Source organism: Vibrio sp. 2134-1 (assembly GCF_033339495.1).
In genome coordinates, this window is sequence record NZ_JAWOUS010000012.1 from 1 (window position 1) to 13,430 (window position 13,430).

At 44.1% G+C, this 13,430-nt stretch carries 10 protein-coding genes and 3 pseudogenes; 9 read left to right on the forward strand and 4 right to left on the reverse strand.

Annotation, left to right across the window (positions count from 1 at the left end; all coding sequences use genetic code 11):
* Positions 1-182 precede the first annotated feature (182 nt).
* From R7R78_RS14135 to R7R78_RS14165, 7 genes and pseudogenes are all read left to right on the forward strand, one after another.
* Positions 183-517: pseudogene (locus tag R7R78_RS14135) on the forward strand (transposase); the annotation flags it as partial.
* A 165-nt stretch (positions 518-682) separates the two neighbouring features.
* Positions 683-2,221 (forward strand): hypothetical protein, encoded by a 1,539-nt coding sequence (locus R7R78_RS14140; RefSeq protein WP_155489403.1) that lies wholly within the window; start codon positions 683-685, stop codon positions 2,219-2,221.
* Between the two features lie 122 nt (positions 2,222-2,343).
* Positions 2,344-3,091 (forward strand): annotated as a pseudogene (locus tag R7R78_RS14145) (IS5 family transposase).
* A gap of 116 nt (positions 3,092-3,207) precedes the next feature.
* A pseudogene (locus R7R78_RS14150) lies at positions 3,208-4,608 on the forward strand (FAD-dependent oxidoreductase).
* Positions 4,609-4,721: 113 nt separating this feature from the next.
* A complete protein-coding gene (locus R7R78_RS14155) occupies positions 4,722-5,846 on the forward strand; it encodes a M14-type cytosolic carboxypeptidase (protein ID WP_017819760.1) in 1,125 nt (374 codons plus the stop codon).
* A gap of 455 nt (positions 5,847-6,301) precedes the next feature.
* Complete coding sequence (locus tag R7R78_RS14160; protein WP_171342660.1) at positions 6,302-7,282, forward strand: OmpA family protein; 981 nt, start codon at positions 6,302-6,304, stop codon at positions 7,280-7,282.
* 200 nt (positions 7,283-7,482) lie between these two features.
* On the forward strand, positions 7,483-8,352 hold the full coding sequence (locus tag R7R78_RS14165; protein ID WP_213867548.1) for a LysR substrate-binding domain-containing protein: 870 nt from the start codon (positions 7,483-7,485) through the stop codon (positions 8,350-8,352).
* Positions 8,353-8,420: 68 nt separating this feature from the next.
* On the opposite strand, the gene R7R78_RS14170 is transcribed toward R7R78_RS14165, so the two are convergent.
* Positions 8,421-9,296 (reverse strand): LysR family transcriptional regulator, encoded by an 876-nt coding sequence (locus R7R78_RS14170; protein WP_225473818.1) that lies wholly within the window; start codon positions 9,294-9,296, stop codon positions 8,421-8,423.
* A 248-nt stretch (positions 9,297-9,544) separates the two neighbouring features.
* Between R7R78_RS14170 and R7R78_RS14175 the strand changes: the two genes are divergently transcribed.
* Entirely contained in the window at positions 9,545-9,781 is a 237-nt protein-coding gene (locus tag R7R78_RS14175; RefSeq protein ID WP_005374030.1) for a hypothetical protein, read from the forward strand.
* 121 nt (positions 9,782-9,902) lie between these two features.
* Here the strand turns inward: R7R78_RS14175 and R7R78_RS14180 are convergent, their stop codons facing one another.
* Positions 9,903-11,273, reverse strand: coding sequence for an L-serine ammonia-lyase (locus tag R7R78_RS14180; protein ID WP_005374028.1), 1,371 nt, complete (start codon positions 11,271-11,273; stop codon positions 9,903-9,905).
* 131 nt (positions 11,274-11,404) lie between these two features.
* Between R7R78_RS14180 and R7R78_RS14185 the strand changes: the two genes are divergently transcribed.
* Entirely contained in the window at positions 11,405-12,247 is an 843-nt protein-coding gene (locus R7R78_RS14185; protein ID WP_171345919.1) for a YdcF family protein, read from the forward strand.
* Here the strand turns inward: R7R78_RS14185 and R7R78_RS14190 are convergent.
* Both R7R78_RS14190 and R7R78_RS14195 read right to left on the reverse strand, forming a co-directional pair.
* On the reverse strand, positions 12,237-12,893 hold the full coding sequence (locus R7R78_RS14190) for a hypothetical protein (RefSeq protein ID WP_005374025.1): 657 nt from the start codon (positions 12,891-12,893) through the stop codon (positions 12,237-12,239). The two genes, R7R78_RS14185 and R7R78_RS14190, sit on opposite strands and share 11 nt — an antisense overlap.
* A gap of 249 nt (positions 12,894-13,142) precedes the next feature.
* Positions 13,143-13,409, reverse strand: coding sequence for a DUF333 domain-containing protein (locus R7R78_RS14195; protein ID WP_225473820.1), 267 nt, complete (start codon positions 13,407-13,409; stop codon positions 13,143-13,145).
* Positions 13,410-13,430: the final 21 nt, after the last annotated feature.

Consider the following 13,430-nt stretch of genomic DNA (forward strand, 5'->3'; position numbering starts at 1 on the left):
CGCTGGACTAAACAAAGGCCCCCTTTTAGGGGGCTCACACAAAGCCACCTTCTTTAGAAGGTGGTAATTTACTATTAAATATATATTCCTGATGAATGTGTGTCTTAAATGTAATATCTCGTAAGAACCTATCTCAATAGGTGTTGCCTGAGTTAAATCAACACCTATTGAAAACACTGTAAATGAGTTCAACACAATACCTAATCTTCGATGCGCTCTGGGAAAAAATAGAGCCATTGTTGCCCGCTCACAAGACTAACCATCCTCTCGGTACGCATTGAAAACGAGTCGATAATCGTGATGCGATGAATGGCATTCTTTTTGTTCTCAGAACTAGTTGTCAATGGAATGCGCTTAACACAACGGGTATTTGTACCTCTAGCTCTGCGCATCGTAGCTTTCAATAGTGGTGAGATGCAGGCGTTTTTGAGCTATTTTGGCAAAATGGTCTGATTTACGAGGGTGTTGATTGGCGTTCTAGATCAATGGCTGCCAAACTAAAGCACCTTTTGCTGGCTATGAGCGACAATCCTTTTGATTCTTAGCACTGTTCATACCGACCACAAACCAGAATGAAACTGCTCAACTCTTTCGCTGGCTCTGTTTCGCTGATTTAACATCACCGCCTTGCCACTATTTTCTGTTATAGTGCTGATACCATAAACAACAATTACACCAGTTAATGAGAAAAATTATCTTACCGCTTGTCATGGTTGGATTTTTTGCACTTCCCACTGCGCTTAAAGCCAATACGGAAAACAATGCATGCAACGATACAACCACTGCTAAAACGCGAGCACTATTTTTAAAGCATTATCAGAAAAAAGATTACACAGCAGCCTACTACGCAGCTTATCTTTATGCTGATAGTTGCCCAGCTTTGTTTTCGGCGCATTCACCGTCAGTAGAAACACTATGGCTGCTTAGCGACTATTCTCTCGCGGCATCACGGAGCGATAATCAAAAAGCATGTGACGACATAGCCTCCCTTGTTAAGGCCGATACGTTACAGAAACATTCCCGTATCGCCCAAGCAATACAAACCAACCTTGGCCTATGTTCACTTAAGCAAACCGAATCACGGATTGATACACGGCTTACTCGCTCAAGTTGTGCTTTTGACAAAAACTTCCTTTCCGTGCCGGCATCTTGGCAAGGCAAAGTCGCAAATCATGACTCGATAGAATGTATTGGCCCCAAAACATTAACACAAGGGACATCACTAACCTTACTAAAGGCGGACACCGAAAATAAAGCAATTCGCATTCCCTTCGACGGTGTTATACCCAACGATGGCAAGACCCGTCTTCTCTTCCTTGGCGACGAACGCTCTATGATGGTTGCCTATGTCTTTAACACAGAAGGCCCCCTGCAACCCCAATCCGTTAACAAACGTACCGAATACTATTCATTACGCGCTTATCAAACCAACGAAACAACGCAACAGCAAGTCGCACAGCTCAATACCGGTATGGTACAGAGCAAAAGCGACAATGATTACTCACCGGAACACCTTACTGAGCTAGAAAAAACAATAACGACAGATTTTACCGTCGACCCATACAACTGGTGGGGACATAAAGCGCTCATCGACATCAATGAAATGGCTAGTGAGGAAAACTTCCTTGTCGCTCAATATAAGGACCGTATTGAGCTAATTTATAATCTTGGCAATGATATAAAGACGCTTGATTTGCTAACGGGTAACAAAAAGACCGTATTCACAGCACCTGAACAGGTCTATGTCCATAGTATCGAAGAATCACTGCTGTATATAAAAAACAAACAGGATGATTATTTTGAGCTAGATCTCACTGCAGCATCCCCCTCTCTGGTACAGGTTCCCTATGTGCCACCTCCGCACAAAGGACGCTATTCGTCCGTACCGCTAGTATCAGCCGACCAACAAAGTCAAATAAGCAGCGATGACGGCCAATTACTCGTTGAAAGCCCCTACCATAAAAGCATTCTGATTAATGATCACTACGAAAACTGGGTGATCAATAACCTTTCTTGGGGGGGCGATAGTTATGAAATCTATTTTGATAACTCATCAGCCTATGCCTGCATCTGGCGAGTTGATTTACTCAACCGTAAAATCGAACGAGTTATTCCGATAGAAGCTGCCGTTGAGCCCTATGGATTTCGTGTTGGCAATGTCCCTTATGTGGTGTATGTCGATCGAGACAAAGACAAACTCTATTTAGCGACCCCCATGTAATAATCAATCGTCGACTTCCCAAGTGATATCGCAGCCCTCGAGCTAAGAACCTATCTCAATAGGTGTTGCCTGAGCTAAATCAACACCTATTGAAAATACTGTAAATGAGTTCAACATAATACCTGATCTTTAATGTGCTCTGGGAAAAATTGAGCCATTGTTGCCCGTTCATAAGACTAACCATCCTTCGGTACGCATCGAAAACGAGTCGATAATAGTGATGCGATGAACGGCATTCTTTTTGTCTTTAGAACTGGTTGTCAGTGGAATGCGCTTAACGCAACGGGCATTTGTACCTCTAGCTTCGCACATCGTCGCTTTCAAGAGTGGCGAGATGCAGGCGTTTTTGAGCGATTTTGGCAAAATGGCATGATTTACGTTGGTGTTGATTGGCGCTCTATATCAATGGATGGCTGCCAAACTAAAGTGCCTTTATCTGGCTCAAAAAAACAGCAAAGAACCCAAAAACAAGGCATAAAACGCAGTTTGTTGACGGATGCGAATGGATTGCCACTTGCTGTAGTCAGCGTGGTGCCAACGTTCACGATATCAAATGGGTACTTCAAACTTTAGATGCATTAGAAAGCTATCGACCACCTTTACAAGCGCCACTGTATCTCGACAGAGGTTACATGATGAACTGGTTACTTTGAACTACATCCCTCATGTTCAATCACGAGAAGAAGAGGCAGCTAGCTTAAAACAATCGGATGATTTTAAGGCTCATAGTTGGGTAGTGGAGCGAACCCATAGCTGGTTAAACCATTATCGTAGATTGCTTGTTCGTTGGGATAAGAAATAGAAAACTACGAGGCCATGTCGCATTTTGCTTGTGGCCTCATTGTTTGGAATAAACCCCTTTTGGGATAGGATCTAAATATTTTCTAATGCTCAGCGTAAGTTTTTCTAGCTCGTTGAATATTCGGTAGGTTTGTAAAGTGGTGACAAAGCACGGTTGTGTGCGTCACTTCTACAAAGGATACCCGATGACACATCATTCATATTGGTTCAAGCAGGCAATTGAAGCTGAGCAACCAGAAACGCCACAACCGTTACAGCAGAACATTAATACTGACGTTGCGATTGTTGGTGGCGGATACACCGGACTTTGGACCGCGATTATGATTAAGCAGCAATCTCCGGAAAAAAAGGTAGTCGTGATTGAAAAAGGCCTTTGTGGCAGTGGTGCATCGGGCGCAAACGGCGGTTGTATGCTGACTTGGTCGACAAAGTTTCCGACATTGAAACGGTTATTCGGTGAAGAACATGCTGCTTGGTTGGTAAAAGAGTCGGAACAAGCAGTGCTAGAGATTGACGACTTTTGTCAGTAGCACAACATCGATGCGCAATTATCGTTGAAAGGGGTTTATTACACTGCAACCAATCAGGCTCAAACTGGGGGAATGCAGCCAGTTGTGGACGAGTTAAAGCGATTAGAAGTGAACAGTTGGCGTCGTTGCTCGGTGGAGGAACTGCGTGCCAATGCGGGATCGCCGCGCAATATAGAAGGCTTTCACTCTCCAGATGCAGCCAGCGTTCAACCTGCTTTATTGGCGAGAGGATTAAGACGCGTCGCAATGGAGTTGGGTGTTGAAATCTATGAGAATACGCCGATGACGCGTCTAGATTATGGAAAACCTGCCATTGTCTGTACACCTAAAGGAAACATTCAAGCGCAGCAGGTGGTATTGGCATTAAATGCATGGATGGTGGAGCAGTTTAAACAGTTCAAAAACAGTATCGTGGTGGTTTCTTCCGACATGGTGATCACCAAGCCGCTTGGTGATTCACTACCTCTATCTGGTTGGCAGGCAGGTTTTAGCGTGTTGGATTCACGTATCTTCGTCCACTATTACCGAGATACGCCAGATGGCCGTTTGATGTTGGGGAAAGGCGGCAATCAGTTTTCTTTCAATAACCAAGTTGACGCAATGTTTAACAAGCCAACACGCTACCAAGGTCTACTGCGCAAGTCGTTCGATAAGTTGTTTCCTCATTTGAGAGGAGAGGAGTTTGCTTATTCATGGACGGGGGGCTCTGATCGTTCTGCTACTGGTTTCCCTTTTTTCGGCGAGCTAGATAAACAGAGCAATATCTTTTACGGATTTGGTTATTCAGGCAATGGTGTAGCGCAGACTCGAATGGGCGGAAAAATCTTATCTTCGTTGGCATTGGGAATCGATAATGAATGGACGAAAAGCGGTTTAGCCAAAGGGCCGTTGGGGCATTTCCCACCAGAACCGCTTCGCTGGACCGGGGCTATGATAGTGCGCAACGCGGTACGTCGAAAAGAGGAAGCAGAAGATAACGAGAAAACGCCGTTTATCTGGGATAAGTGGCTAGCAAAACTTGCAGGACCAGCAGGCAAAGCGGATAAGCTTGACTAAACTGAAGACTTTAGCCACAAACGAGACAGTTTGCAGTGAAAGTCATTGGGGCGCGATGAAGCCTTGTGTTAGCCTCTGTCTTTCAAGCTCAGATTTAAAAGGTGAGTCATAAAATGAAAGTATTCAGCAACTTCGATAGCGGCAGCATTCACGTAGTGAAAGCGGACGACAAAAACGACATCCAACTCAAAATTCCTAACGACAATATGTCGGAATTCTACCAGTGGTTCCACTTCCGTCTTGAGACAGAAGCTGAGCAATCGCACACCATCAAATTGCTTGATTTGGCTAAATCGGCTTATCCAGAAGGATGGCAAGGTTACGATGTGGTTGCGTCTTACGATCGTGAAGAATGGTTCCGAGTACCGGCAGAGTTCGATGGCGACACGCTGACTTTCACTGTAATCCCTGAGCGCAGCTCAATTTACTTCGCGTACTTTGCGCCATACACGTACGATCGTCATTTAGACTTGTTACACATGGCACAAAGCGCGCACCACTGCCAACTTGAAACACTAGGCCACACATTAGACGGCAACGACATGAGCTTGCTTACTTTCGGTGAGCCAGAAGAAGGCAAAAAGAAAATCTGGATGATTGCACGTCAGCACCCAGGTGAGACCATGGCGGAATGGTTCATGGAAGGTATGATCCAACGTCTGTTAGATGAAAACGACACGGTTGCGCGTGCATTGCTTGAAAAAGCGGTGCTTTACGTCGTACCAAACATGAACCCAGACGGTGGTATTCGCGGTCACTTGCGTACCAACGCAGTAGGCGTAAACCTAAATCGTGAATGGCAAACGCCATCAATGGAAAAGAGCCCAGAAGTCTACCTTGTGCGTCAGCGCATGCTGGAAACGGGTGTTGACATGTTTTTAGATATTCATGGCGATGAAGCGATTCCGTATAACTTCGTCGCTGGCTCAGAAGGTATTCCTTCTTACGATGAAAATCTTGCCGCTTTAGAGACATCATTTAAGCAAGCGTTACTGACTATTACGCCAGAGTTCCAAGATGAGATTGGTTACGATAAAGATGAGCCTGGTAAAGCGAATTTGACGGTCGGTTCAAATTGGGTTGCAGAGCAGTTCAAATGCTTGTCTTACACAATCGAAATGCCATTTAAAGATAACAACAATCACCCAGATCCACTTTACGGTTGGTCTCCTGAGCGTAGTGTCTTGTTTGGACAAGATGTATTAGCTGCAACGTTAACCGTAGCGGATAAAATTTAGCGCGGCGAGTTAACGCTTTTTCATTATTTCGAAAACAGCTCATTTTAAATGAGCTGTTTTTTTGCGCTCTCCATATCCACGCTCCCCTGTAAAAATTTGTTGCCATTCACAAGCTTAAATGATGATTCTTAAATTTGAGAAAGTGGCTTTTTATGGTGATTTGCGTCACAGAAAGTTGGCTTCTTTGTGATATTCTCCGCAACGAATTGACTATGGCTAAACCAACGCAACGAACTTTATTTTTCGGTTGGGTATGCGGATGAAGCTCATGAATAGATGGTCTTGAGGTTACCTTTTTCCGTTTTACGTCATTGGCGTTTGAATATCATTTTTGATTCTTTCCTACGCTATTTAGCTATTTCTATTCGAAGAAAAGAGAAAGTTACGGCTTCATATTTTACGGCAGTATGCTGCCGCGGTGTGTTGCTTTGTGTACAAGAAAAAGGAAAAGAATAATGAAAAAAATCGCTATAGCAGTGGCTACTGTACTTGCTGGTGGTGTGATCTCAAACGTTGCACTTGCTGACACTTACATGGGCGGTAAAGTAGGTTACAACTCTCTAAACGATGCGTGTTACCTAAACGAACCTTGTGACGACGACAGTTTTGCAGCATCTATGCACTTAGGCTACAGCTTCAACAAGTACGTTGCAGCAGAGTATGGTGTTGATTACCTTGGTGACTTCACTGCAAACTTCAAAAAGCCTGGCCTAAACACCGTTGATGGTGATCTTTGGGCGTTGACGCTTGCTCCTAAATTTAACCTACCGCTAACGGATTCTTGGAATCTATTCGCGAAAGTTGGTGCTGCATACATGATGGCTGGTGACGAGAAAGATTTCGTACCAACTGGCTCTCTGGGTGCTGAATACCAAATCAACTACAACTGGAGCCTACGTGCTGAATACCAACGCTACCAAGATATGTCTGATGATGTAATTGAAGACATGGATTCAGATTTCTTCGGTATCGGTTTCAACTACAAGTTTGGCTCTGAGCCTGTCGTTCAAGAAAAAGCCGTTGAAGAGGTGGTAGAAGCACGTCCTGCAACACGCATTGTAGATCACGTTTACCCTGCTCAAACAACAGCGACAGTACAATTCGACTTAGAAAGTGCAGAAGTGAAAGACGCGTCGAACCTTTCTGGTACCGTTGATTTGATGAATACTTACCCACAAGCTCAAGTTGAGATCACGGGTTACAGCGATACGACAGGTTCTGCTGCTTACAACAAGCAACTCACAGAAAAACGTGCGAAAGCCGTTGCTGACGAGTTCCAAGCAAAAGGTATTGCGGCTGAGCGTATGACAGTGAAAGGCATGGGTGAAGCTAACCCAGTGGCAAGCAACGAGACACGTCAAGGTCGTCAAATGAACCGTCGTGTTGAAGTGGTTGTTCCTACGTTTGAATACCAAACAACTGAAAAAGCAGAATAATTCCTGCTTAAGATAAAGTTCCAAAAGCCAGCGTGTATCACGCTGGCTTTTTTGATCCCGCTTAACTAACTAAGTAGTTGTGTAGAAACATAGTTATATCGGGACGCTTTGACATGTGCTCAACATACGTAAACTCAGCACCTTCATCTATTTGTCATCACCAGTTCATAGCATGACAGCCAAGTGTTTGGGAGAATGATATGCAAAGTTTACCGCCGCTCAATTTGCTCCGAGCTTTTGAAGCCACGGCGCGACTACAGAGTTTTACAAAAGCCGCAGAGGAGCTAAATGTGACTCGTGCGGCCGTCAGCCAACAGGTGAAATCGCTAGAGTCACAGCTCGATGCGACGTTATTCGAGCGTAAGGGCACTTACCTTACGCTGACCTGCTCCGCACAAGAATACTGGCCTGTGGTTAATCATGTGCTTCAAACATTATCGACCACGACGCAGCATTTATTTACTCGTCCCAAGAATACGCAAGTTAACTTACATGTCGCTCACAGCTTTTGCTCTCAGTGGTTAATGCCAAGATTGGCTGATTTTCAGCGACAATTCCCAGACATTTCCTTTAAAGTCTCGACAACTGCTAATACAGTTCCAAACGCCAGTGCGATTGCGGATATCGAAATTATTAACGGAGATGGAGATTGGCAAGAGCAAGAAGCCATACGATTAACCCAAGAAAACTGGATAGTTGTCGCAAGCCCGGGCTTTATGCATTTAAACCCGATAAATGACCTCTTGCAGTTAGCTAAAGTGCCTAAAATCTGTACTAGCGGTTATCATGAATCTTGGCAAGACTGGCTTGCGCACCAAGGTTATCAAGGGAAGGTGAGCAAAGTCGTCGCCGAGTTTGAGCATTCATTGCTTGCTATTCATGCTGCGATTAATCAACTTGGCGTGTTGCTGGTAAGAGACTTTCTTGTTGAGGATGAGCTGCAACAGGGCGTATTAGTCCAGGTTGGAAATTGGCATATGCCAAGTTCTGGTGCACATTATATGATGGTTCGAGCATCCGAAAAATCACACGTAAACACCTTTGCTCAATGGTTAATACAGAGTCTTTAATGTTCGTTCAGCGAGTGAGTAGAGCGCATGTGTGGTTTGGCTCTTATTAGCAATGGCAAGTCATCAGTCTAGGACTGAGCGACATGCTTAATGACATCTAATAACCACTGATTTACCGGAGCTTGCTGTTGAGAGCGACGGCAGCTCATCACGTAGCGAACATCAAGCTCTAGCCCAGCAGGAAGCGCGATACTTCGGCAACCCTTAGGAACATGTCCACTCATCGTTATGCCAAAATGATTCGTTTGCAGAAGCACTTTTTGAATCATCGCTGGATGCTCAATTTCCACTTTAGGTGTGGTTCTAAAACCCATATGTTTGAGCCTTTCCAACACAGGGTATCGGTAGTCGTTCCATCCCGGCGTTTTAAAAAGTATAAAAGGGTATTCTTCTAGTTCTTGGGAGTTTTGAGCGGGATGATCTTCTCGAACAAAAAATACCGCTTTTCCTCGCCCTAGTTCGGTCTGAACAATTGACTGTGGCAGATCTTCATCAAAGTAATGAATCGCAATGGCGTTTTCACCGTTAATTAATCGTTTTTTTGCTTCTCTACCCCAGCGCAAACATGAGAATTTTGCGTTTGGGGCGTGCTTTAGTAACTCCAAGTAAAACTTGTCACCGAAGTACTCCCAAAACAATGTGTTGGCATAAATAGTGATTGAGCCGTCAAAATGAGCTGGTGAAAAATGCTGTGGTTTGATGGAATCAATGCTGTTGAGTATTTGCTCAAAATGCGTAATGTTCGCTTCCACAAAAGCTGTTGGTTCAAAGCCATTTTTAGTCTGAACGAATAGCGGATCATTGAGCTGAGTTTTCATCTTAGTCAGATTTTTGCTGATTGCTCCTGACGTTTTACCGAGTGATTCTGCGACTAACCGGACGTTACGTAGCTCATACATCCGTTTTAATACCAAAATATTTTGAATATCCAGATTAACGCTCATACATTCTCTCGCTTGGCTTTTGTCGACAAATCATATCGCTGAATTTCTTAAGAAAAGACAACGCTCGGTCAATTTAAGTCGCTGCCTTATCCCTGATTTATTGAAGGTAACGATAAGTTATTCTTGGTTACATCAGTTTATTAGCATGGATTTCCATTTGGTAAATAATGGCTTTCCTCGTATGAGCGCGTTTCTGTTGTTACAGTTTTTCCACCGAAAGAAAGTAAGAACGATAATAGAGGTGATGTATGAAAAAACTAATCGCACTTGTTTTGATGGTTTGCTCAACAAACGTAGCATTTGCTGGCGATGGGTCATACACGGGCACGATTGATATGACGATGGCAACGAAAAATCAGGTTGACGTAGAGCGTGCAGATTCTCAATTGACGCTGAAGGGTCGCAATGAAATGGCCTATGGCGGTGTAACAATCCATTCGGATGCTGCAACTCAAAAAATTGAACTTCGTGGTCGACGTGATTAATTGAATAGTTTCTTGTTAAGAAAATGCCGCGAAGAACGCGGCATTTCTATATGTAATATCATCAGATCATAATTACCAGATAAGCGTATGGTGAGAAGCTAAGCGCAATGACCACCTGCCATTATTCGCATGGCGGTGCCATATGAATGACAGCTAAGCCCCCCAAAGAGGTTTCACGGTATTTTTTATTCATATCTTTACCAGTCTGATACATGGTTTCGATAACTTTATCTAACGAAATTAAACATTTACTTGTGCGCTTTAATGCCATACGCGATGCATTAATCGCTTTCATTGCTCCCATGGCATTTCTTTCAATACAAGGTACTTGAACCAAGCCGCCAATCGGGTCACAAGTCATACCCAATGAATGCTCCATCGCAATTTCCGCAGCAATACAAATCTGCTCGTTACTGCCCCCTCTTAGCGCTGTTAAGCCAGCGGCAGCCATGGATGAAGAAACCCCAACTTCTCCCTGACACCCCACTTCTGCACCAGAAATTGACGCGTTAGTTTTATATAAGATGCCGATAGCGCCGGCGACTGCGAGAAAGTCTTTTAGCTGTTTAACATCGAGCTCTTTGATGAAGCGATGGTAATACATCAATACCGCCGGAATCACCCCTGCTGCACCATTCGTTGGAGAAGTAACGACTTGCCCTCCTGCTGCATTTTCTTCACTAACCGCAAAGGCGAAGAGATTGATCCAATCCATGATCTCCATCGGATCGTTTTCAACTGCAGCGTTGGCTTCGAGCTTTTTCAAAAGGTTTGGTGCTCGACGAGTGACATTTAGACCACCTTCCAAAATCCCTTCCGTATCGAAGCCACGTTGCATGCAGAGCGACATCACTTTCCAAATTTGCTCTGCTCTTTGGTTAATTTCTTCGTCTGAGCGAAATGCGAGTTCGTTTTGGAGGATCATGCCTCCCAAGCTGAAACCGTTCGTCTCGGCTTTTTCCAGCATCTCATCTGCGGATGTAAACGGAAATGGTACTGCGACCTCATTTTGTTGCGTGCCGTTCTCTAGTTCGTCGGCGGTGGCGATGAATCCGCCCCCAATGGAGTAATAAATTTCAAACGCTACTTGATCTCCAGCTGCGTCTAATGCCGTAATCGTCATACCATTTTCATGCAGGGGAAGGTTGTCGCTATGAAAGACGATGTCATGGTCGTAGCTAAACTCAATCTGGTGTGTACCGGCGAGCATGAGCGTATTATTGTCTATGGTATTTTGTAGCGCACTTTTGGCACTGCTCATTTTGATGGTATCAGGTTTATTTCCCATCAAACCAAGGACCGTGGCTCGGTCTGTATGGTGCCCTCGACCTGTCAGTGACAATGAGCCATAAAGGTCCACTTGCACCCGATGCACTTTCGCCATAGAGTCGCTAACTAGCTGAGTGAAATGGAATCCGGCAAGCATAGGACCATTAGTGTGGGAGCTGGATGGCCCGACACCAATTTTAAATATATCGAAAATCGACAGCATAATTGACTTCCTTTAGCAGTGAACCTTTATAAAGGTCTCTAGAACAGTGTTGTTAACTAGATGTTAAAGCTTGTGGGTCGGGAGTGAAAGAAGATTTTTGTAACACTGCCAACTAAGCGCGAGATTTTAAAATGAAGTTAGACAACATCGTCATCGTTTTAGGTAAACGCCTCGTCAATAACAGGTTGACCTCTGAGGGCATAACCAGAGTCGAAGCTTTGTCTTGTAGGACTGTATCACTACCGACAGAGCGAACGGCGATTATTTTTTGTGGCGGAGTAACGCAAGGACAAAGTGTTTCTGAAGCAGAGGCGATGTACGCGTATTTTAGAACCCTAAACGCAGACTCTGTGAATCCGTTCCCTGAACGTCATATACTCTTAGAAACGGAGTCGTTGAACACGTTTCAAAACATGCGTTATGTTTCCCAAGTTTTGTGCAAAAGTGGGTTGTTCGAGTTATGGTCGGGGCATCTGGTTGAGGTTATCTTGCTATCTAATGACTACCACCTCGAACGAATCATTGATATCCAGAATTTGATGGATGAGCAAGGCTTATTACGAGTACTTAAATCCGATTGCGAATCCATGGGGGTGACTCTCAATATTCCACTGGATATCAGCAAACATATTAGCGTGCCATACCCACATAAAGGGCTTATGGCGGAGACATTCTTGCTACTCGATGAACTCACAACCTACCGAGTTTATTTAGAAGGGGTCAAGCATGGCGCATTTTTCCGAGATTTATCAATTGTCCGAAAAAAGCCACTTTTGATCGCAAGAGATGCTATTCACAAATTGCTCTCTTTACCGCTCGATAAAGAGGCTTTGCAACATATTGAAGAAATGAAAAAGGCCGTCGAAATGACGGCCTTGGATGAATCTGTAGGTGCTGCGGAAAAGGCATTAAGTATCTTCCATCCGATACTGACTGCATTGAACCGTCGCTTTGACCCAGAGTCTATTCATTAAGCTCGCGTTTTGTGCGGACGGCGCTTAATGCTATCAAACAGTAGCAAAGCAGTTCTATACCTTCTTCTGAGATATTTTTAACATCACGGATGTAATTTTCGTCCATCACTTGTTGCCAAAAACTACCCATACCATACAAACGAGAGAAGACTAATAATAGCATTACAGCACCAACTAATAGCTTCATATGTGGCACCGTTAAAATGGTCGCCATTTCGTTCATGGTACCTTTACCACCTTGGTAAGCTTTGGCGCAAGCCAGTGCGGTGACAGCAAGTGCTGGGAAAACCCAAGAGCCATGATGAATCATGTCTGTCCAATAGTCCGTTTCGCGAATAATCAGTACTGCAAAAAATCCTGCAATCAAAATAGCCGCATGCTTTAGCTGAGGCTGTTGTTTCGATAAGCTGAAAAACGACCATGATGCAATAGCAAGCATCACAAGCTGGAGCGTTTCTGTAACGGAAAGCTCGCCAAGGCTTGATCCCAACACGACATAATCAAGACGAAGACTAAGGTTAACGAGAATACTTATAGCGACAATCATCAAGGCGTTTAAACTCGATTTATAAATAATGCGCTTTGATTTTTCAGTAACAACGTTGCTTGGGGCTGACTCGGCTTCTTTTACTATTTGTGTTTTCATCTTGCTCACCTGTCCCAGAAAATGTGGAAGAAATGTGAATTAGTGTGATCTGTGTTTGGAATTTTATTGTCCAAGTGGAAAGTTATGTCAGGGGAATGTCAAGAATAGAACGCTGTTCGATATAGGGTCGATGTGCGGTAAAGTCAGAGATATGTAAAAACAACGTAAGAACACTTTGATAAATCAAATAAAAAAGGAGCCCAAAAGCTCCTAAGTGATAGAGGGAAGGTGACGTATCGATAAAAATAATTAGTAGTTGTCACCCTCATTTTCTTTGTGATTCTCGCGATAGTATTCCCATTGCTCAACGCGTTCATTGTCCGACAGCATACAGTAAGTGACACGTTCGCCGTTTTCCGACACGGTATCCAGCTCACCACCTTGCTGAACACAGTATACGGCTGCGGGATTTGCAACGGAGGTATACTCAGTTGATCGGGTCGCTCCCTCGTAAGTTGAACAACCAGCCAGTACCAATGTTGCAGCCATAGCCATCATTAAATTTGTCTTTTTCATTCTTTATCTCCGCATGGGGTG

Excerpts from the sequence above, each read along its gene's own strand:
- R7R78_RS14140 (WP_155489403.1), top strand. The coding sequence starts at position 683 with ATGAGAAAAATTATCTTACCGCTTGTCATGGTTGGATTTTTTGCACTT.
- R7R78_RS14155 (WP_017819760.1), top strand. The coding sequence starts at position 4,722 with ATGAAAGTATTCAGCAACTTCGATAGCGGCAGCATTCACGTAGTGAAA.
- R7R78_RS14160 (WP_171342660.1), top strand. The coding sequence starts at position 6,302 with ATGAAAAAAATCGCTATAGCAGTGGCTACTGTACTTGCTGGTGGTGTG.
- R7R78_RS14165 (WP_213867548.1), top strand. The coding sequence starts at position 7,483 with ATGCAAAGTTTACCGCCGCTCAATTTGCTCCGAGCTTTTGAAGCCACG.
- R7R78_RS14170 (WP_225473818.1), bottom strand. The coding sequence starts at position 9,296 with ATGAGCGTTAATCTGGATATTCAAAATATTTTGGTATTAAAACGGATG.
- R7R78_RS14175 (WP_005374030.1), top strand. The coding sequence starts at position 9,545 with ATGAAAAAACTAATCGCACTTGTTTTGATGGTTTGCTCAACAAACGTA.
- R7R78_RS14180 (WP_005374028.1), bottom strand. The coding sequence starts at position 11,273 with ATGCTGTCGATTTTCGATATATTTAAAATTGGTGTCGGGCCATCCAGC.
- R7R78_RS14185 (WP_171345919.1), top strand. The coding sequence starts at position 11,405 with ATGAAGTTAGACAACATCGTCATCGTTTTAGGTAAACGCCTCGTCAAT.
- R7R78_RS14190 (WP_005374025.1), bottom strand. The coding sequence starts at position 12,893 with ATGAAAACACAAATAGTAAAAGAAGCCGAGTCAGCCCCAAGCAACGTT.
- R7R78_RS14195 (WP_225473820.1), bottom strand. The coding sequence starts at position 13,409 with ATGAAAAAGACAAATTTAATGATGGCTATGGCTGCAACATTGGTACTG.